The sequence below is a fragment of the Halioglobus sp. D3-4 genome (assembly GCF_055809315.1).
The window spans coordinates 821,046-841,282 of record NZ_CM147907.1; the positions used below are offsets into that span (position 1 = coordinate 821,046).

A 20,237-nucleotide genomic window follows, 5' to 3' on the forward strand; every position below is an offset into this window, starting at 1 on the left:
TACTCGTGACGCCAGCCCTCGAGCTAACGAGTGAACAACAAGTCGGATAGGGAAATTCGTAGAACAATTAGGGGTTGGTGTTATGACCATACACCAGTTTTGTCGCGGCGTTTTTGTGTCTGCGGCGCTGCTTATGAGCACGGGCGTCTACGCCGCTGTCTGTGAATTTACGGTCTCGAATGAATGGGGCTCTGGATTTACCTCCAGTGTAACGATAACCAACGATAGCAATCAGGCGATCGATGGTTGGGAAGTCGTACTCAACTTTTCCGACGACACACGAATCTCTGGTATGTGGAATGCAGACCTGGGCGGGAACAACCCGTTTACAGCTGGCAGCAAAAGCTATAACAGCACCATTGCGCCGAACAGTTCCACCACCTTTGGTTTCAATTCACAGAAGGGAGTAGCGAACGCGCCAGCCACGCGACCAGCACTGTCAGGCATCTGTTCGGATACGGGTAACACGCCGCCCATTGCCAGCGCCAGTGCTAATCCGGATAGTGGGGAAGTGCCGCTTCAGGTAAGGTTTGATGCCAGCGGCTCATCCGATACCGAGCAGGATACGCTAAGCTACTTCTGGGATTTTGGCGACGGCTCCAGTTCAACCGAGCTTGCCCCGACGCATACTTATACCGAGGAGGGTAGTTATACCGCTTCGTTAACAGTGAACGATGGTGAGTTCGATTCCGCAGTTAGCCAGTTACAGATAGCAGCCCTGCCTGCTAAGCCCGGCGGTGTCGATTGTGAAGTCACTGTTCACTACGAGTGGAACAGCGGTTTCACCACCAGTGTACGCCTGATAAACACAGCGAATATCGCGCTGACGAACTGGGCGGTGACATTGGACTATAACGGGGCCGCTTCGATCGCCACCCTGTGGAACGCTGAGCTAAGCGGCAATAAACCCTACACTGCGAGCAACCAGAGCCACAATGCAATGATTGCACCCGGCGGTAGTGTCGCATTCCTCTACAACTCCACAAAAACCAACACCGGAAGCCCGGCCCCCATTCCTTCACTCGGTGGCGTGTGTACAAGCAGCAATACCAATAGCGCACCTGTGGCCGTGGTATCGGCAACACCCGTGAAGGGTAGTGCGCCGCTGGAAGTGCTTTTCTCCGGCGCTGATTCCAGTGATCCCGACGGCGACATGTTGGACTATAGCTGGGATTTCGGCGACGGCAATACCGCATCGGGTGCCGAGGTATCACACAGTTATACCGGGGCAGGGGAGTACAGCGCTACCTTGACTGTGAAAGATCCGGCGTGGGCATCAGGATCAGAGTCCATTGCCATTACGGTGAAACAGCCACCACCTCCGATAGCCCATTGTGAGTACAGCGTCAGTGAAGAATGGGATCACGGCTTCACCACAGCAGTTCGTATTACCAATACTGGCGAGCAGCCGATTGTCGGTGGTTGGGCGGTCTCTTTCGATTTCGGTGGCAGCGCAGTCATCACCCATGCCTGGAATACAACTATCAGCGGCGGCTCGCCCTATACAGGCACCAACAAGGCTTACAACGCCACTATCCCGGTCAACGGTACGATAGATATTGGCTTCAATGCGGCCAAAACGACGCCTTTCACCGCAGCGCAACCACCGATTCTGGGAGGCCTGTGTGATGGCAGCACCATCAACCAGCCACCGCTTGCGACAGCCACCGCCGATCCAGTTTCCGGTGCCGCTCCTCTGAGTGTGACCTTTACGGGAAGCGAATCCTCGGACCCGGACGGGGATGTACTGAGTTATCACTGGGATTTTGGCGATGGCAGCAGTTCTACGCAGGCCTCACCGGTACATATTTTTAGCGATGTAGGCCGCTACAAAGTGACGCTGACCGTCACCGATACCGAGGGTCGAACCGATAGCAGCGAGCTGGAGATCAACGCTACCGATCCGTGGGTATTGGATAGCGATGCATCATCCCTGCACTTTGTATCGACCAAAAAAGTCCATGTGATAGAGACGCATACTTTCACGGACATCAGTGGTGCTATTTCGGCTGACGGCGATGCCGAGGTGGTGCTGAACCTGGACAGTGTGGAGACCGGGGTTGATGTTCGCAATACGCGAATGCGCGACTTCCTGTTTGAAACAGCCGCCTTCAACAATGCAGTTGTCACAATGACTGTCGATATGAGCCAGATCGAATCGATTGCGGTGGGCACCGCTATCGATCAAAACATTACCCCGACAGTAAGCCTGCATGGATTTGCTGTCGAGGTGGAGGTACCTGTGAGAATCACTAAGGTCAGCCCGCAGTTGATCCTTGTTGAGAATACCAGTCCGATTCTGGTTAACGCGGCAGACTTCGGACTTGTCAGTGGTATCGAGGTATTGCGCGATCTAGCCAGTTTACCGGTGATCAGTTACACCGTGCCGACAAACTTCATGCTGCTCTTCCGAGCACAGTAAACGGGAGGACAAGCGATGAAAATGTTGTGGAACTGTTTACTATCACCGCGCCAGCTACTAGGCGGTATCGCATTGTTACTGGTTCTTTTGGTTGCGCCGATTGCCGCAGCCGACGACATACTGTGGGTGCTCGATGGCGATGCCTCTTCTCTCAAATACGTATCCATGAAGAAAGATCATACCGCCGAGATCAATACGTTTGTTGCAGATACAGGTGAACCGGCAGCGCTAAGCGGCTCGATCGCCGCGTCAGGAGATGCGATTTTCTCCATCGATTTGAACCATGTATCAACCGGTGTCGATGTTCGCGATGGTCGTCTGCTCGAATTCCTCTATGAAACCGGGTTCCTACCCAATGCCTATTTTCGTATGGCGCTGGATACTGATCAACTTGAGGCGATGGCCGTCGGTGCGGTGCAGAGGGAAACACTGGCCGGGGATCTCAGCCTGCACGGCGTCCGCCAGCCCATTGAGGCCGAAGTGCTTATCGTCAAAATATCGGCGAGTGAGCTTCGGGTTTCGAGCGTCCAGCCGATCAATATCAGCAGCAGCGATTTTGATATGGCATACGGTATAGAAACACTGCGCACCATCGCCAACCTGAGCTCTATCGGCAACGCTGTACCGGTGTATTTCCAGCTCCGGTTTATCGCTAGTACCAACCCTGAAGATAACGCTGTCGACATGCCGGATGCTCCGGCAGCCCCGAGCAATCTGAGCGGCGAATTCAGCGCCGGTATCAATCAGACCCAGCTGATGTGGCAGGATAACAGTGACAATGAATCCCTTGTGCTGGTGCGTCGCAAGCCCTCTGATGGCGACTGGCATACCGTCGCGGAACTGGCCGCTGACAGCAACAGTCTGGAAGAAGGCCTGCCGGATGTCGGTGAGTTTGATTACAAGGTGATTGCGCTGAACAATGGCGTGCCGTCATTGCCATCCAATATAGAGCGCATCACCATTACCGAGAGTACCGCGCTGGTGCGTGGGCAGCATATATACGAGCAGCAATGTGCCGGCTGTCACGGCAGCAATGGCGAGGGAAATGGCAACTTTCCGGCGCTGAATACCGAACGCGAAACGCCGGCCATGATCGACTATATCGCGCAGTTCATGCCGCGCGGGAATAGCGCTTCATGTGATGTTCAATGTGCCGAGGATGTCGCTACTTTTATTGAGACGCTGTGGGTCACCGAGCCCGTTTGCAACCTTGCGGTCAGCCCGGTGAGTTATGGTGCCCGACAACTGAAAATACTGACTCGATCCGAGTATCAAAACAGTGTGGAGGATCTGCTGGGGGTAGATTTCAATGCGGCAGAAGGATTGTCCGCAGACACTCAGATCGGCTATTTCACCAACAATACCCATTCCACCCTGGTGCCTGCTTCATACAGTAACTTCCTGCTGGTGGCCCAGGAGATAGCACAGTGGTCTGCCGCGCAAAATTTTGCACCGGCCCTGAATTGCAGCAGTATCAACCAGGACTGCGCTGATCAACTGCTCCAGAATCTGGCTCCAAGAATTTTCCGTCGACCGCTGACGGAGGAAGAGCTGACCCGTTGGAAAGCCATTGCAGACGGCGATCATACGGGGGGTGATATTGCCAAAGGAATGCAGCTCGCTCTGGAGGGACTGTTGGCGTCGCCACAGTTTTTGTACCGACATGAGCTGGGTGAGGCGAACCCTGATAATCCGGAGCTGGATGCGGATGCCTATGAGCTAACCTCCTACGAAATGGCGACATTCCTTGCCTATACCTTCACCGGTTCTACCCCGGATCAACAATTGCTGGATGCGGCCGCGGCCGATGAGTTGCGCGGCGAAGCCAATATACTGGCGCAGGCCCAGCGCCTCGCAGCAGAAGCGACGCCTGTACTCAGTGATTTCGTCGGTAGCTGGCTTGGCACAGCCAACCTCGCCGCAGCCGCGAAAGACGCCGCCGTGTGGCCGGGGTTCGATGCGCTGGTGCCGCACCTGCAGGGAGAGATCAATCAGACCTTCGCACATATTCTGCTGAATCCGGAGGAACAGTTCAGTTCTCTGTACAGCGGGAACTTCAGTTTTATCAACGCCACGCTTGCCAATCACTATGGCTTATCCGGCGTAGTGTCCGGCAATGAACTGCAGAAGGTAACGACACCGTATCGCGGCGGCATTCTGGCCAATGGCGCCTTTATGGCGCGCTGGGGCGAGGCGCTGGAGACGTCACCCATTTTGCGCTCTGTAAGGGTGCGCCGGCGCATGCTGTGTCAGGATCAGCCCGATCCCCCCGCCGGAACCTTTGCTGCACGCGAAGCGAAGTTGGCGGAGCTATCAAGTTATCTGCAGCAGCCCACGACCACCAACCGCGCTAAGTATCACCGTTTGACCGAGGATACTCCCTGCACCAACTGTCATTCGCAGTACATCAACCCACTGGGTTTTGGTATGGAAGATTTTGACACGGTAGGTCGCTTCAGGACCCAGGACCTCAATGGCAATGAGATTGACGCCAGTGGCAAACTCTATGCGCCCTCCGGTTACAGCAACCTGGATGAGGTAGAGTCCTTCCACGGTGCGCAGGGCCTGGGCGTTTTACTCAGTGGATTGCCCTCTGCACAACGCTGCCTGCCGAAACAGATGTTCCGCTACATCACCGGCGTCGGTGACCAGAGCATAGATGCCTCGAACCCGGAAGGTCCGCAGTTGAGCGCAGCGGAAAAATCCGGCTACGCCTGTGAAATCGATCAACTGACTAACGCCATGATGAATGATAGTCCCAGAGCCATGCTTGAACAGTTCGGGTCACTGAAGGCAGTGCGCTACCGAAAAGCCTGGGCCAGAGACTGAGGAGGCGACCATGTACAAGCACGAGCAGAAGAATCCCAGTGAGCACGCCAACGGGGAGCCGGACAAAGAGGTTCTGCAGGAACGTATAGCGCAACGCCGTGTCTCGCGGCGCGCTGTGCTGAAAACCTTTCTGGCCTCGGGGATTTCAAAAGCTATGATCAGCAGCTCACCGTTGATATCGGGGTTGCTGCTCGCGCGGCACAGCGATGCACTTGCTGCGGGCACGCCTGACAAATGCGTATCAATCTATATTCCCGGCGGAGCGATTCACGATTTCTGGGCACCCAGTGGTAGCGGCAGCGAGATGCAGATGGGGCCGATGTCCAGCGGCTATGCAGCGGTTAAGGCCGAGTGCAATTTTCTGTTGAATATGTCGCATGAAAACGGCGGGCATGGCCGTATGCCCAGGCTGTTGTCCAACAATTGGCAGGACGATTCCTTCGATGTTTTCATGGGGCATGCGCTCGGGCCGGACCGGCCCTTTACCTATATTAATTTGGGCACACACAGCAACGGCAGCGGTTACATCACTCGCGATGGTGGCAGCAGTGTGCCGTTTCAGGACAACCCGTTTACGGCCTACAAGCTGTTGTTTGGCGCAAGCACAGGCGGCAGTGAAAAATCGCCGATTCTGGATGCGCATGCCGCGGCTGCGAGTGCCATCAGGAACAAGCTGGCCGGGTATGAGGTTCAGCGGCTGGACGAACACCTGCAGGCCATCTCCGAGACACAGCGCCGGTTGGACGATCTGGCCGGTGGCAGTAGCTGCTCTGGTGCACCCGTTGCCACTGAGTTTCCCCTGAATTACGACAACTTTAGCCAGCAGGCGCGGCTGCAGGCGGATATAGCCGTATCGGCTCTGCAATGCGGGCTGACCAGTTCCGTGTCCATCGCCTTTGGCAACCATCAATCTGAACTGCGGATACCGGAGTTGAACTACACCGGCGCTTACCACCAGTCAATTCACGGCGGTAGCGGAGGCCTGCCCAACTATCCTTACTATACCGAGATGCGTAACCATCTCGGAAGTCTCAGCGCGTATCTGATTCAACGACTGTATGAACGTGGGCTTCTCGACAGTACAGTGGTGCTGGAGACGACCGACATGGGGCACGCAGATTTGCATGGTAATACCGATGTGCCACTGATGATCGCTGGCGGTGGCACTGCCATCAATCGCGGAGTCACCACCGTCGCAGGGGGTGGTTACAACAACCTCGATTTGCTGCACACGGCGGCGAAAGCCTGTGGTGTCACGCTGAACTATGGTAAGGAAATTCCCGGAGTAATTGCATAGTCACAGCGGCGGAACTGCAAGGCCAGGGAGACGGCCGTGGTCCATTGCACGCGTGCGGCCTCCCGCGCCGACATGCTGTGCTTTCAGTCCATCTCCAGAGACTGTTGCCCGGCGGCCGTGGGGGTGCCGCGTTGCTGCAGCCCACTCTGGCCGGTGTCGAGATTGGAGTTATTGTTCAGCGTACCCGGAAGCCGTTGCAGAAGCGAACTGCCCCAGCGATGCTGCGGCATGACCTCGGTGAGGTCCTCGACATCCACCACAGAGACAAAGCCGAACAGGGGCTGAATGGCTTTGCCACCGCCACCGTAGTTGTCCCACTGCGATCGGCTGGCGCTGGTTAACAGGTGTTGTTTGTCAAAGGTTAGTAACAGAAACTCACCCTTGATACGCATCTCACCCCAATCGGCGGATAGAAAATCTGCACCCAACGCTCCCAGTCGGAAACCGACAGAGTTTTCGCGGATATGCCAGTGCTCCCAGGCGAGGACAAACCCGTTGTCTGTGGCTGTCATTCGCAGGGGAGGCCCCAACAGGGAAAGTGCTTCTGCCAATGGCGTACGCTCGGGGGGGAAGGGCGTCTCTGTGAGCGGAGCACCCAGGTCGTAGCGCCATTGGGAGCAGCCTGCTAACAGTGCACAGGCGAGCAGGGCAAATAGTGGTTTTAAAAGGCTACCCTTCATCAGTCGGGTACAAGCGAGTGGCATACTCTGTCAGTACGTCGTTTTTGTCGAAGAAGAAAATGGCCCGGTCATACCGTGTATCGATATGCATCCTGTTGTAGAGTATCAGGATCAAACCTTCCCCCTCAGAGCGCTCAAACAGATAGTAAAGGGCGGATTCGCCGTCTAGAGCAATAACCTGTGACGGCGGGCCGAGCATTTCCAGCACGTCGCGCCGTGTGCTCTGGCCATTGATCAACTGCTCGGTTACGGTGGCTTGCCAGTTAACCTCCACCCCCCGATTACTTTCAAACTGGGCGCACCCGCCCAAAAAGCCGGTGCAGAGCAGCAGTGCGGTTATTGCGGCCGATAGTTTCATAAGGCGTTTTCCAATAGAATGGCGGGTAAGGCGACAGAATAGGCCATTATCGGCATCGTCGCCAAGTGGTATAGGGTGCCTTTTTGGTATGACTGCAACATCAAATCATACTCCCGCACCCTTTGAAGTGTTATCTGCCGCACAGTTTGCCGGGTTTCTACGTCTTTCATTAAGGTTCGGGGGTAACAACACGCAGGCCCATATCCTATAGTGGAACTGGAAAACCAGTGTTGGCGAGGCGTACCTGACGCGGCAGCAATGGAACGAGGAAGGAAGTACACAATGGCCGAAGAACAAGTCAATGACGAAGCTTCATCGGAGATTGCCGCAAGATCATATGCGGATATTCCCGCACGTACCTTTACAACATTGGGCCGCACACTGAGTTCCGTGCTAGTGGTGGGACGAGAACTGCTGGAGAGACGACGTGCCTCACAGCCGTCACCGCAGTCATCCGTTGCCAATCTGCTAGCGTTGTGTGACGACTTGCTGGAACATCGGGGTGAGGCGTCAGGTCTGGCGCTGGCCAGTGAAATTGCGCAGCGTTACCAGAATCTGTCGGTGGCGGACCGGCTGGCGTTTTTCTCTGGGCTGGCTACCGAATTCGATGTCGATCGCGACGCCGTATTGGCGGCGGTAGAGCATTACCGCGAAGACGACTGCATTGAAAATCTGTGGGCCATCAATCACGCGACCGAAGCGCCCAGGCAAAAGCTGTTCCGCAGAATCAATATGGGGCCCGAGGGTACCCGCACACTAGTGGCCATGCGTGGTCATTTACTGGACGTGTTGCGAACGCACCCGCAGCTGCGTGGTGTGGACTCTGATCTCAAGCACCTCTTCATTTCCTGGTTCAACAAGGGCTTCCTTGAATTACAGCGTATCGACTGGTCCTCGCCGGCCAGCGTGCTGGAAAAAATTATTCACTATGAGGCCGTGCATGAAATTAATGGTTGGGACGATTTACGCAGCCGCCTGCATGAGAACCGACGCTGCTTTGCGTTTTTTCACCCAGCGCTGCCCAATGACCCGCTGGTGTTCGTCGAAATAGCGCTGACCAACAGTATCCCGGAAGCCCTGCCGCCGTTGTTGCAGCCCCGTCCGGATATGGCGCAGGATGAGCGCGTAAACACCGTCGTGTTCTATTCGATCAGTAACTGCCATCCCGGCCTGGCCGGTGTGACCTTCGGCAATTTTCTGATTAAGGGTGTGATCGAAGAACTGCAGAAGGAAATCCCGACACTCAAATATTATGTCACTCTGTCCCCGGTGCCAGGTTTTCGCAACTGGCTACTCGATACCGATCTGGAAGGCCTCGTGCCCCAGCATCTGGCGGATCGGGTCAAAGGCCCTCTCGGAGCGGTGGTAGACGCGCAGGTCTATGACGCGCTGCTGAAGCTCTGCGCACACTACCTGTTGCGCGTGAAGTCGGGGCGCCTGCCACACGATCCGGTGGCACGTTTTCACCTCGGTAATGGTGCGCAGTTGCACGGTATCCACGGCGGCGCAGACCTGTCGCCGAAAGGCCGTGAGCAGTCTGCCGGCATCATGGTAAATTACCTCTATGACCTGCCTAAAATCGAAGAGAACCACGAGGCCTATTTCGAGGAGGGTAAGATTGCTGTCTCCAAAGCCGTGAGTCGTCTTCTGGACTAACTGCTGGCCGCCACCATGCGCCCGCGCAAAAAGGCAATTTGCGCGGCCAATGGCAGGTCCTTGGGGCAGTAATCCTCGCATCCCAGTAACGTCATGCAGCCGAACACGCCTGATTCGTCGCCTACGAGCGTATAGAAGTCGGCATCTGTGCGTTCATCCCTGGGATCGAGGCGAAAACGGGCGATCTGGTTCAAGCCTACAGCGCCGACAAAATCGTCCCGCATACGCGCAGTTCCGCAGGCCGCAATACAGCAACCGCACTCAATACAGCGCTCCAGTTCATAGATTTTCTCTGCCAGGTCGGGCTCCATACGCTCTTCGTGCGCGTCGATATCAATCTGCTCCAGATTGCGTTGGTGAACCCAGGTTTCCAGGTGTTCTGACATACCTCGCATCCACTTCCCGGTGTTCACGGAGAGGTCGCCGATAAGTTCAAAGCCGGGCAGTGGTGCGAGCGTGATATCGTCAGGCAGGTTCTTGGTCAGCGTGCGGCAGGCCAGCCCCGGTTTGCCGTTGACCAGCATGCCGCAACTGCCGCAGATGCCAGCGCGACAGACAAAATCAAACTGCAGGGAGGGCTCCAGCGTCTGGCGGATTTCATTCAGGGCGATGAACAGCGTCATGCTTTCAGCCTCCTCCAGCTCGAACGTCTGCCAATGTGGCGGGGAGCCTGTGTCCTGTGGGTTGTGGCGTAGAATCCGGATCTGCAGTGTTCTCAGTGCGGCGTCGGTGGCGATCGGGGTCACGTAACATCTCCAAGGCGTTGATTGCGTGCTCGTAAATGTGCGGGCAAAAGGTGTTCAAACGGCATCATGGCCTGCTGTCGCTGGTAGCGGTCAGCCTTGTCACCAAGCGCTGCCAACACTGCGTCGATCTCGCCCTGTCGCCTGCCGGTATCGGGATGTGCGATGTGGTCCTTGTCGCCGTAGCCACGCCAGCCAGGCGGCAGTTCCATTGCCATGATGTCCAGTTTTTCGTAACCCAGCTCCGGTAGCTGGGCTTCAGCGCCCGGCCACCTGGCAAGCGTTCGACATAGCCATTTTTCATCGTTGCGTTGCGGGTAGTCCGCGCGATAGTGAGCACCGCGACTTTCTGTGCGCTGCAGTGCGCCATAGGCTGTGCATTGCGCCAGTTTTAACATGCGCTGCAGTCGGTACGCCGCGATCAGCTCGGGATTGGCCCCGCGCGCGCTGCTGCGCAAGGTAATGTTGCCCGCGCGTTGCTGCAGTTCAGCCAGGGTATCTACTGCAAGTTGCAGTTGATCGGCGTGACGGAAAATCCCCACATTTGCCGTCATCGTATCCTGCATCAGGCGTGTCAGTTCAAAGGCATCCTCTGTGCCGCGACTGTTGACGATTGCTGCCAGGCGCTGTTCTTCGCGGCGACCGAACGCCTCGATCAGCTTAGTGGAAATTTGCAACGCACTGTCGCTGGAATCACAATAATCGGCCATGCTGTCCCCAACAACCATGCCAGCCACCACCGTCTCCGCGACGGAGTTGCCACCCAGACGATTAAAGCCGTGTATATCCCAGCAAGCGGCTTCACCCGCTGCGAACAAGCCGCGCAGGTGTGGGGAGTGCCCGCGGTGGTCGGTACGCACACCGCCCATTGAATAGTGTTGCGCAGGCCGCACCGGGATAAGCTCACTAACGGGATCGATACCCAGAAAGTAATGGCATATTTCCTTCACTTCGCGCAGGTTTCGCTCGATATGCGCTTTGCCAAGCAGGCGGATATCCAGCCAAAGATGTTCTCCAAAACGACCCATCACGCCGTGGCCGGCGGCGATATGTTGTTCCATGCGTCGCGACACGACATCTCGGGAGGCGAGCTCCATTTTTCCCGGCTCATAGTCGGGCATGAAGCGGTGTCCGACGGCGTCCAGCAACAGCCCGCCATCACCGCGGCAGCCCTCGGTAACCAGAATACCCGCCGGCACTATAGCGGTGGGGTGGAACTGCACCGCCTCCATATTGCCGAGTTGCGCGATACCGGTTTCCAGTGCGATTGCGGCGCCCATACCCTCGTTGATGATGGCGTTGGTGGACACCCGGTAGATCCGCCCAAAGCCGCCGGTGGCGATGCAGGTGGCCTTGGCGACATAGGCCAGCAGCTCACCGCTTTGCAGATTGCGTACGATGGCGCCGCAGCAGCGCTCGCCGTCGTGAATCAGCGCCAGCGCTTCCATGCGCTCGTGCACCGGTATGCCGGCGGCAATGGCCTGATTGCTCATCGTGTACAGCATTGCATGGCCGGTACCGTCTGACACGTAGCAGGCGCGCCACTTTTCCGTGCCGCCGAAATTGCGCGAGGTGATCAGGCCGTGTGCCGCCGCCGGTTCTTCGATGCGCTGTTTCTGGCCGTTGACCGTGATGTCATGGGTGCCGTGCTGCACCCGGTTCCAGGGTACGCCCCAGGCGGCCAGCTCGCGGATTGCCTTGGGCGCGATATGGGTGAACATACGCACCACCTGCTGGTCTGCGCCCCAGTCGCTGCCGCGAACCGTATCGACGAAGTGAATGTCTTCATTGTCGCCGGAGGCGCCCAGGCAATTCCCGAGGCTGGCTTGCATGCCACCCTGTGCGGCAGCCGAGTGTGAGCGTTTGGCTGGAACCAGACTTAGCACTATGGCGTCATGCCCCCGCCGTCTGGCACCGATCGCGGCACGCTGTCCGGCCAGGCCACCGCCGATGATGAGCACATCTGTGTAGATAATCTGCATGAGCTAGTGACCCTCGACCTGCTGTGCTGCGGGGACGTAGCGTTCACCTGCGTTGTCCGCGTGCAGGTAGCCGATGCGCATATAGGTAATCAGGCTGGCGCTGCCCAGCACGATGAAGAAAATGAGGATGCACCACATGGCAATTTTGAGCCTGGCCCGGGTGCGTTTGGCGTTTGGCCCGGCAGGGGCATACCATTTCATAATCAGGCGATAGATGCCGATAGCCGCGTGTACATGTACCGTTAGCAATAGCAATGCATAGACAATCCAGAAGCGCTCGCTCCACACGCGGTCGGAGGAGGCATAGGGGCCGATGTTTTCCGGTTGCGTTATCACCGTGTACAAATGCGCGGGGATCAGGAAAAACAGGCAGAAGCCGGTGATCACCTGTGCATACCACGCGGTGGTATCCGGGTGGCGGATAGCGCCCATGTGCTGGTGAAATTGCCGGTACTGGCGGCTGGTGCCAGGAAATTTACGCAGTGCCAGAATCGCGTGTACGGCCACCAGCAAAAACACCGCTATTCCCACGCCGGACACGATAAGCGGGTAGGGCTTGCCGAACAGCGGCTCGCCTTCAAACATTCTGGATACCTGGTACATCGCATCTTCGCCCAGCAGAATGCTGGACTCAAAAAACATGTGGAACCAGATGAACAGTACCAGCAGTAAACCCGAAAGGCTTTGCAGCACATCCATGCGAGCTGGCCATGAAGGCGGGGTACTGGGCATAGCTGGTATAGTCCTGAAATAATAAACCTGAGCATAGTGTAGACGTTTCTGGCGCGACTACCTTGTCTTGCCTCAAGGGTCGACGCAATCGGCAGGTGTGTTGTGTGCAGCCGATCCGCTATAATCCAGCCTTTGCATTTTGCATCATCGGGGCCAGAACCTATGTCAGACCGTGACCGCATTCCCGCCATACAGGTGGGCAGCGGCGATAAATTCGTTAACGATAGGGGTATTACCGCTATCAAGGACGGTATCAAGGCCACGGCCAGTCCCGGTGAGCGCGCGCGCAAACCCGATTGGCTGCGTATCCGCGTACGCGGCGGCAGCAAACTCGAAAAAGTGCAGGCAATTGTGCACGAGCACAAGCTGGCTACGGTATGCGAGGAGGCCAAGTGTCCCAACATGGGTGAGTGCTGGAGCGCTGGTACCGCCACTATCATGTTGCTGGGCGATGTCTGCACCCGCGCCTGCCGTTTCTGCGCCGTCAACACCGGAAACCCAAAGGGTTGGCTGGACCCGGAGGAGCCCGAGAATACCGCGCGTTCCGTACAGCTGATGAACCTCAAGTACGTCGTGCTGACCTCCGTCAATCGCGATGATATCGACGACGGCGGGGCAGCGCATTATGCCGCCTGTGTAAAGCGCGTGAAGGAGGTCAATCCGGACACGGCCGTGGAGGCGCTTACCCCGGATTTTCTCGGTGTGCTGGCGGATGTCGAAACCGTGTTGGATTCCGGTATCGCCGTGTTCGCCCAGAATATTGAGACAGTCCGGCGCCTGACTCACCCGGTGCGCGACCCGCGGGCGGGCTATCAACAAACCCTCGACGTACTGGCACATGCCAAGTCGTACCGCCCGGACGTATTGACCAAAACCAGCTTGATGCTGGGGCTGGGCGAGAGCGAGGACGAGATCAAGGCCTGTATGGATGACCTGATCGCGGCCGGGGTTGATATCCTGACGCTGGGTCAATACCTGCAGCCCACGATCAATCACTATCCCATCGATCGCTATGTCACGCCTGAGCAGTTTGAGGAGTACCGCCAGTGGGGGCTGGAGCGGGACTTTCTGGAAGTTGTGTCCGGTGTGTTCGTGCGCTCCAGCTATCGCGCCGAGCAGGTCTTGGCAAAAAATAACGTGGGCCTGTCATAGCACAGCACAGCGACGCTTTACTGCAACATCTGGTCGACGAGCCCGTTCTGGGCGTCTCGCTCGGTGCTGTCAGCCTGTTGCGCCTGGACCGTACCGGTGGTCTCGCTCCCGGCAATAAATCCTTCAAGTTGCGCGATTACAATGCGCAGGCAAAACGCGGCGGGATCGAGCGGCTGGCCTCCTTCGGAGGCGCCTGGTCCAATCATTTGCATGCACTGGCGGCAATGGGGCAGCAGCACGGGGTCGAAACCGTCGGTATAGTGCGCGGCGAGGCCGCTGAGGGCGAATCGGCCATGATGGCTGACGCCGCGGCCTGGGGTATGCGTATCCACCGTGTCAGCCGCGCTGAGTATCGACAGCGCAACGACAGCGCCTACCAACAGGCGTTGCGAGAGTATTTCGCGCCCTGTCTGTTGATCCCCGAAGGCGGTGCATCCATTACCGGAGCACAGGGTTGCACGGCTATTGCCGAGATTATCCGGCGTGTTGCACCGCAGTCCAGGCGTATCGTGTTACCGGTGGGGACAGGTACAACGCTTGCCGGCCTGGCATCGTCCGCTGCCGCAGACAGTGAAATTGTCGGTATCTCTGCGTTGAAGGGGGCGGCTGATCTGGAGCAGCGGGTTGCCAGCCTGCTGGCGGAGCCGGGCATGGGTCACGCGGTACGCTGGTCTATCCGCCACGATTTTCATTGCGGCGGCTTTGCGCGGGTCAATGCCGCGCTGCGTGAATTCATTCTGGCTTTCGAGGCGGTGCAGGGCGTGGAACTGGAGCCCGTGTATACCGGCAAGATGCTGTTTGCGATTCACCAGTTGATCAATCAGGGAGAGTGGGACGCCCAAGCCCCGGTCCTTGCAATACATACAGGCGGGCTGCAGGGGCGCCGTGGCTACCCCTGGCTGAGCTGACGTTTCAGGCGGCGCCTTTTACCGCAAAGGGCAGCGCTGTCAGCTCCGATTTGCCCAGCAGTTCGATATAGGTAGCTTCGAGGTCCTGACACGCGCCGCGGATGCTCCGTATGGATTTCGCGGGAATCGGCGGTAGCACTGTCACCCGAATGGTTGCCGGGCGAATCAGCCAGCCGCCATTGGGCAGCGCATCCTTCACATTGTGCAGCACGATCGGCACGATGGGGACACCCGCCTTGCGCGCCAGATAGAAAGCGCCGTGTTTGAAAGGCTGTATATCGCCCAGCGTACTGCGCCTGCCCTCCGGTGCAATAACCAGGGAACGGCCGCTATTCAGCACTTGTTGTGCTCGCTGTAGCACTTCGCGCTGGTCCGATTCGTCGCGGTCAACAAAAATCGTATCCGCTTGGCGCAGCAGCTGACCGATTACCGGTGTGTCGGCCATTTCCTTCTTACACATCGCAACCACGTCTTCGCGCAGCAGGTGTGCCAGTACCATGGAGTCCAGTAAGCTCTGGTGATTGAACACAAAAATCGCAGGGCGTTCCTGACGCAGATTGGCCAGTCCTTCAATTTCAAAATCCAGCCCGGCAAAGGCGCTGCCAATATCTCCGAACAGTCGCGTCAGCTGATTGGCCGATCGGTAGGGCGAGCTTCCCAGGCCCTTGCTCAACATGCCGAAAGCGGTGGTGCCAATAATGGTCTGCGCTGTCAGTAGCGTACGTGCCAGACTTTCCGCACTCGGCAGGCCGCGGGTTGAGAAAAACAACTGCGGCCATTGTTTGGTGCGGGCGTGAGCACCCAGTCGGTCAGATGGGTTAACCGCGACAGGGTGGCCGACTTTGCGCAGCAGTGGCAAATCGTCGCTGGAGTCGGAGTAGAACCAGCAGTCATTCAGGCTGGCCTTGTGCCGGCGCGCACTGCGCTGCGCGGCCAGTAACTTGCCTTCGCCGAAGCACATGGGTGCGATAACCTTTCCGGTAAATCGGCCATCCACGACCTCCAGCCGGGTACAGTGAATCTCCTCGATACCCAGTACGCGAGCTACAGGTTCGATCTGGTAGCGGCTGGCGGAACTGATAATGGCCAGTTTATGTCCGGCGGCGCGGTGCGCCTCGACAAGGGTGACGGCTTCCCGGTACAGCGCCTTGGCGAGGTGCTTGCGATACGCCTGTTCGCCGAGGTCGCACAGGGTGGACTCCGAAAGGCCGGTAAGCGCCTTGGTAGTTCGTTTCACCAGACGGTGGTAGTTGCGGCCCGAGCTGTAGACTTTGTGCTTAAAAATCTCCCGGGCGACCTTGCTGGCCTGGCGCAACCTGCCTCGTTTTGCGCCCAGTTCCGCTGTTTCCCGGGCGACGGCCAGAATGGAATAACCTGCGATCAGTGTGCGGTCGAGATCGAAAAAGGCAATCGTCGGCTGCGACGGGTCAGGCGTTGAAATTGTCTGCACATGAGATTCTAGAGCTGTCATCGTTCGTCCTTGCCAGGGCCGCTGGTCCCGGGTGTGTTGTCCGGTATACGTTGATCTGTCGCTACATGGCAGGAATCAATGCAAGAATCCGGCCAGCAGCGATGATAGACAGCGTTCGTGTCAACTAAGTTGCAATATCGGTGGTTTTTACTGTTTGACTGATCCTGTGCTACTGCCGTGTTCATTCTGTGTGCAAGCTTTTGGTGCGCGATTGCACCGTACAGAGGCGCATTTTTATACGTATGGCTGGGTTGCCCATCCTCGACTCCCAGTCGTGCACACAGCCTTTTTCCAGTTGCTTGAACTTGAGTTATCGCGATAACCAAGGTCTAATTGCGCGTTGAGACATCACCGTTAGTCGAGCTGGTGTTATTTGGCCTTGCAGGCAACCCCTGTTCTTACCCACGAAACCTCTACCTGTTTGAAGGTCCACATAGAGCCTGGAGTACCATGGCGAATATTCTCAAGTTTGGTCTGCCAGTACTATTATTGGTGACCGCGCTCACGGCGTACGAAGTCGTCCGTAACGCTGGGATAGAAAAAATTCCGGCCCGTGACAGTAGTCTTGCGCTCGACGTAAGAAGTGATGTGGTACTGCGTGAACTGGAAAATGGCAGGCCCTACGATGCTTCGATTCTTGAGGATATCCAGACCTATGTAGGTCACCGCTTCGACACCTCCGATTTCCGCTTGCAGAGCCTCGCGCGGATTGTCTACGAGCATCGCGATGCGCTGACGCGCGAAGACTACGAGACTATTCGCGATACCTTCATCGAATTCAAATACTGGATGGATCAGCCAGGCGCCGACAGCATGTGCTACTGGTCGGAGAATCACCAGCTGCTGTTTGCGGCATCGGAGTATCTCGCCGGTCAGTACTGGCCCGACGAGGTATTCCCGAATACTGGCCAGACTGGCCGTGATCACCAGGCATTGGCGCGTGAGCGTATTCTCATCTGGCTGGAGCAGCGCTGGCTCTATGGGTTTACTGAATGGTATTCCAATACCTACTACGTCGAAGATATCGCACCGCTGGCAAACCTTATCGATTTTGCTGAGGATGAGGAAATCGTTGTGAAGGCCCGGATTATCCTCGATCTGCTTCTCTATGACCTGGCGACGCAGTCTTATCGGGGGCGTTTCGTGTCCTCCAGTGGTCGGATGTACGCAAAGGGCAAACGCTTCCCGGAAAAAAACAGTATGCGCGCGGTGATTGACAGCATCTGGGGTCCTACCCGCTGGGGCGGTGAGCCCAGTAAGCGCACTGGGATGGATTTGAATTTTATCTACATAAACAACTACCAGGTGCCATCTGTGATAAGGGCCATTGGTGCTGATGATCAGCGAGACGTCGTGATAAAAGCGTCAACGGGTCTAAATCTAAACGAGCTTGCCGCAGAGGACCTGGTCGGGCTGCAGGATCGCCAGATCATGATGCAGCTAGCTATAGAGGCGTTCAGCAACGAGTTGGTCATCGATAATACCCTGGCCTATATGCAACGGCATGGCATGTTCTCCAACGAGTTTTTGCATGATTTTAATACCTTCAACCTCACTGTCCTGACAAAGACTGGCCTTCTGCCACTGATCAGCCGGTTGCTCAACCCAGTGACCAATGGCACCGCGATACAACGCGCCAACACCTATACCTTTAAAACGCCTGACTATATGCTCGCGTCGGCACAGGCCTATCAGCCGGGTACCTATGGCGATCAACAACATTTATGGAACGCATTACTGTCACGGGATGTGAGTGTATTCACCACTCATCCGGCGAAACCGTTATCTGACGCGGGGGCACTGTCCGGGTCACCGGGTTACTGGGTAGGCAGTGGACGGTTGCCACATGTCGTGCAGGACCTCAATGTGGTGTTGAACATCTATCAAATTCCGGAAAAGAAAGGCTTCATGGAAAAGAGTATCCAGGACTATACCCACGCGCATTTTCCGCAGGAGCGCTTTGACGAGGTGCGCCTTGACGGACGCTATGCGTTTGGCCGCGTCGGGCAAACCTACGCTGCTTTCATTGCGCGTAATCCGCTGCACTATGCTGAAGGGACAAGCGATGATCTTATCCAGCCGGGCAGGGATACATACTGGGTGTTTGAGGCCGGTAGCCGCAGCGCAGATGGCGACTTTGAGGGTTTTATTGCACGCATCAGATCCAACCCGGTAAGCTATGAGAGTGGCGTGCTGACGTATCAGTCTGGTGAGCGACAGCTGGAGTTACGCTATCAAGGCGATTTTCAGATAGACGGTATTGTGCAGGACCTCGAGTATCCCCGTTTCGACTCCCCCTACGCACAGGTGCAAAGAAAGCCGGAGAGCATCACCATCCGGTATCAGGGCGAGTCGCTCTTGCTCGACTTTTACAATGGCCGGCGCGAGGTTGCCCCTGAGACAGTCGTTGACTGAGCGAGCGTGGTGCGAGCTGTCAGTGTTAAGGCGCTTCCACGGCGGGCATGTCATCGGTGGGCGTGTGGATCGCAAAACCGTCGATGTCATCTGATTTGGCCACTGTAAACGGTACGTGATAGGTAGTGCCATCGACTGTCCAATAAGCGATATAGTCGCCATAAAACGCGTTGACCGAAAATAATCCATCCTCATCGGCAGTCACTGTCACATTGGTGCGCCACTCGTCGTTCAATAGCGAAAACACCGCCTCGCCGTGGCGAGTAATCGCCTTGTCATTATCCCAGAAACCGACGTTGAACTCGTCGCGTCCGGCGACCTTGTTCCACGGCCCCCAGAACACCACCATGTCCACCGAGGGGTGCCCCCACCATAGCCGCATCAGGGCCTCGGCGTGGGCGGCGCGCAATTCAGGTTCTTCCGGCGCGATAAAGTTGGTCTCAGTGATATGAATGGGCAACCCTGTCTCAGCCATAATATCCAGTGCATCGGCATACTCTGCGATATTGGTGCGCCCGCTGATATCCTGAGTGGGATCGGCAAACGACAGCGTGGGCGCAAAATGTCCCTGTTGCCCGATGGCGGCAATGGGTATGTCCCGCGATTGCAGTTGCAGGATACGGTCGCGCACATCGGCTGCGGTCGGGGAGTTGAAGCCGGTAAAGACTTCAACAATCCACTCGTTAAAGACTAGCTCAACATCCGGGTCTATCTCCCGGGCCCATCTGTATGCGTCTTCGACAATGCCGGGGCCGAGCCTGTCGATAAACCATTGCGCCAGCGGTTGCAGTGTTTCGTTTGTCACATCCCAATACGCGAGCCGGCCCTTGAAGTGGGCAACACTGTCCTGAATGAACGCTTTCAGGATACGCCTTAGCTCAGCGGCTTCGTTGTCGGTAAGGTCAGTCGAGGGAAATTTTTCCTCGGCCCACTTTGGCAGCGCGGCACCGGACAGCGGCATCGGCAGCCCCCATAGCAGGGTATGTCCCTTGACCTCAAAGCCGTTTTCCTCTGCCCAGGCGACATTTTCGTCGGCAGCGGCAAATTCCCGGGCGCCCTCGGTAGGTTCGACCACGGCCCATTTGGCATCGCTTTCAAGTACCGCCAGACTGAAGTGTTCAGACATGCGCGCGGTATACCACTGCAGGTCTTCAGGGTCTCTGTGCGCGAAGCGCTTCAGCTCAATCGGGAAGCCGAAGGTAAAGCCGTGGCCAACCTGCTGGATGGTCACCTCGATGCCGGGTTGATCTATCCACAGGTTTACGGGCGTTGAGCGAAACTCGGCAGCGCGGGCATTGGCGGCGGCAACAACGTCCTGCTCTGCCGGTTCCAGTAGTTCAAGGTTTGCCGGACGACCCAGCGGCAGGTCTGGCAGATCAGGAATACCTGCAGCGGCTGTCAGTTCGACATAGTTGCCGGTTTTCTGCAAGGAATCACTGACACCGCTGGAGTTATTGGAACTGCAGGCGGCGATACCGCCGGCGGCTAGCAGGTAGACAAAATATCTGTTGAACGACCCTCTGACGACTTGCATTTCGGACTTTCTCCTTTTTTATTCTGGCTGAAATCCACACTACATTATTGCTTTTAGC

Annotated in this window: 14 protein-coding genes; 7 read left to right on the forward strand and 7 right to left on the reverse strand. The window is 56.8% G+C overall.

Going from position 1 to position 20,237, the window contains the following annotated elements:
- Positions 1 to 82 precede the first annotated feature (82 nt).
- The 3 genes from AC0L6S_RS03465 to AC0L6S_RS03475 are packed head-to-tail and all read left to right on the forward strand — an operon-like array spanning position 83 to position 6,548.
- Positions 83 to 2,422, forward strand: coding sequence for a PKD domain-containing protein (locus tag AC0L6S_RS03465; protein ID WP_473427029.1), 2,340 nt, complete (start codon positions 83 to 85; stop codon positions 2,420 to 2,422).
- A gap of 15 nt (positions 2,423 to 2,437) precedes the next feature.
- Complete coding sequence (locus tag AC0L6S_RS03470) at positions 2,438 to 5,251, forward strand: DUF1592 domain-containing protein (RefSeq protein ID WP_473427030.1); 2,814 nt, start codon at positions 2,438 to 2,440, stop codon at positions 5,249 to 5,251.
- Positions 5,252 to 5,261: 10 nt separating this feature from the next.
- Positions 5,262 to 6,548 carry a DUF1552 domain-containing protein gene (locus tag AC0L6S_RS03475; RefSeq protein WP_473427031.1) on the forward strand — a complete coding sequence of 429 codons (1,287 nt, stop codon included), beginning with the start codon at positions 5,262 to 5,264 and terminating at the stop codon, positions 6,546 to 6,548.
- Between the two features lie 83 nt (positions 6,549 to 6,631).
- Here the strand turns inward: AC0L6S_RS03475 and AC0L6S_RS03480 are convergent, their stop codons facing one another.
- Positions 6,632 to 7,228, reverse strand: coding sequence for a hypothetical protein (locus tag AC0L6S_RS03480; protein WP_473427032.1), 597 nt, complete (start codon positions 7,226 to 7,228; stop codon positions 6,632 to 6,634).
- On the reverse strand, positions 7,218 to 7,586 hold the full coding sequence (locus AC0L6S_RS03485; protein ID WP_473427033.1) for a hypothetical protein: 369 nt from the start codon (positions 7,584 to 7,586) through the stop codon (positions 7,218 to 7,220). Before AC0L6S_RS03485 ends, AC0L6S_RS03480 begins: the two co-directional genes overlap by 11 nt.
- 282 nt (positions 7,587 to 7,868) lie before the next feature.
- Here AC0L6S_RS03485 and AC0L6S_RS03490 point away from each other — a divergent pair, with 282 nt between their 5' ends.
- The gene (locus AC0L6S_RS03490; protein ID WP_473427034.1) at positions 7,869 to 9,242 is read left to right on the forward strand and encodes a malonyl-CoA decarboxylase; all 1,374 of its coding nucleotides are present in this window, start codon (positions 7,869 to 7,871) and stop codon (positions 9,240 to 9,242) included.
- On the opposite strand, the gene AC0L6S_RS03495 is transcribed toward AC0L6S_RS03490, so the two are convergent.
- Genes AC0L6S_RS03495 through AC0L6S_RS03505 form a run of 3 tightly spaced genes read right to left on the reverse strand, consistent with a single transcriptional unit; the run spans position 9,239 to position 12,699 of the window.
- The gene (locus tag AC0L6S_RS03495) at positions 9,239 to 9,988 is read right to left on the reverse strand and encodes a fumarate reductase iron-sulfur subunit (protein ID WP_473427035.1); all 750 of its coding nucleotides are present in this window, start codon (positions 9,986 to 9,988) and stop codon (positions 9,239 to 9,241) included. The two genes, AC0L6S_RS03490 and AC0L6S_RS03495, sit on opposite strands and share 4 nt — an antisense overlap.
- Positions 9,985 to 11,967 (reverse strand): fumarate reductase flavoprotein subunit, encoded by a 1,983-nt coding sequence (locus tag AC0L6S_RS03500; protein WP_473427036.1) that lies wholly within the window; start codon positions 11,965 to 11,967, stop codon positions 9,985 to 9,987. The genes AC0L6S_RS03495 and AC0L6S_RS03500 overlap by 4 nt, the downstream gene beginning before the upstream one ends.
- A gap of 3 nt (positions 11,968 to 11,970) precedes the next feature.
- Positions 11,971 to 12,699, reverse strand: coding sequence for a fumarate reductase cytochrome b subunit (locus AC0L6S_RS03505; protein ID WP_473427037.1), 729 nt, complete (start codon positions 12,697 to 12,699; stop codon positions 11,971 to 11,973).
- A gap of 162 nt (positions 12,700 to 12,861) precedes the next feature.
- Between AC0L6S_RS03505 and lipA the strand changes: the two genes are divergently transcribed.
- Complete coding sequence (gene lipA / locus AC0L6S_RS03510; RefSeq protein ID WP_473427038.1) at positions 12,862 to 13,851, forward strand: lipoyl synthase; 990 nt, start codon at positions 12,862 to 12,864, stop codon at positions 13,849 to 13,851.
- A gap of 77 nt (positions 13,852 to 13,928) precedes the next feature.
- The gene (locus AC0L6S_RS03515) at positions 13,929 to 14,759 is read left to right on the forward strand and encodes a 1-aminocyclopropane-1-carboxylate deaminase/D-cysteine desulfhydrase (RefSeq protein WP_473427039.1); all 831 of its coding nucleotides are present in this window, start codon (positions 13,929 to 13,931) and stop codon (positions 14,757 to 14,759) included.
- Between the two features lie 4 nt (positions 14,760 to 14,763).
- Here AC0L6S_RS03515 and AC0L6S_RS03520 read toward each other — a convergent pair whose 3' ends face one another.
- Positions 14,764 to 16,230: an HAD-IB family hydrolase gene (locus tag AC0L6S_RS03520; protein WP_473427040.1), complete on the reverse strand. Its 1,467-nt coding sequence runs from the start codon at positions 16,228 to 16,230 to the stop codon at positions 14,764 to 14,766.
- Between the two features lie 450 nt (positions 16,231 to 16,680).
- On the opposite strand from AC0L6S_RS03520, the gene AC0L6S_RS03525 reads away from it, so the two are divergent.
- Positions 16,681 to 18,645 (forward strand): hypothetical protein, encoded by a 1,965-nt coding sequence (locus tag AC0L6S_RS03525; RefSeq protein ID WP_473427041.1) that lies wholly within the window; start codon positions 16,681 to 16,683, stop codon positions 18,643 to 18,645.
- Between the two features lie 25 nt (positions 18,646 to 18,670).
- On the opposite strand, the gene AC0L6S_RS03530 is transcribed toward AC0L6S_RS03525, so the two are convergent.
- Positions 18,671 to 20,179 carry an endo-1,4-beta-xylanase gene (locus AC0L6S_RS03530; protein ID WP_473427042.1) on the reverse strand — a complete coding sequence of 503 codons (1,509 nt, stop codon included), beginning with the start codon at positions 20,177 to 20,179 and terminating at the stop codon, positions 18,671 to 18,673.
- Positions 20,180 to 20,237: the final 58 nt, after the last annotated feature.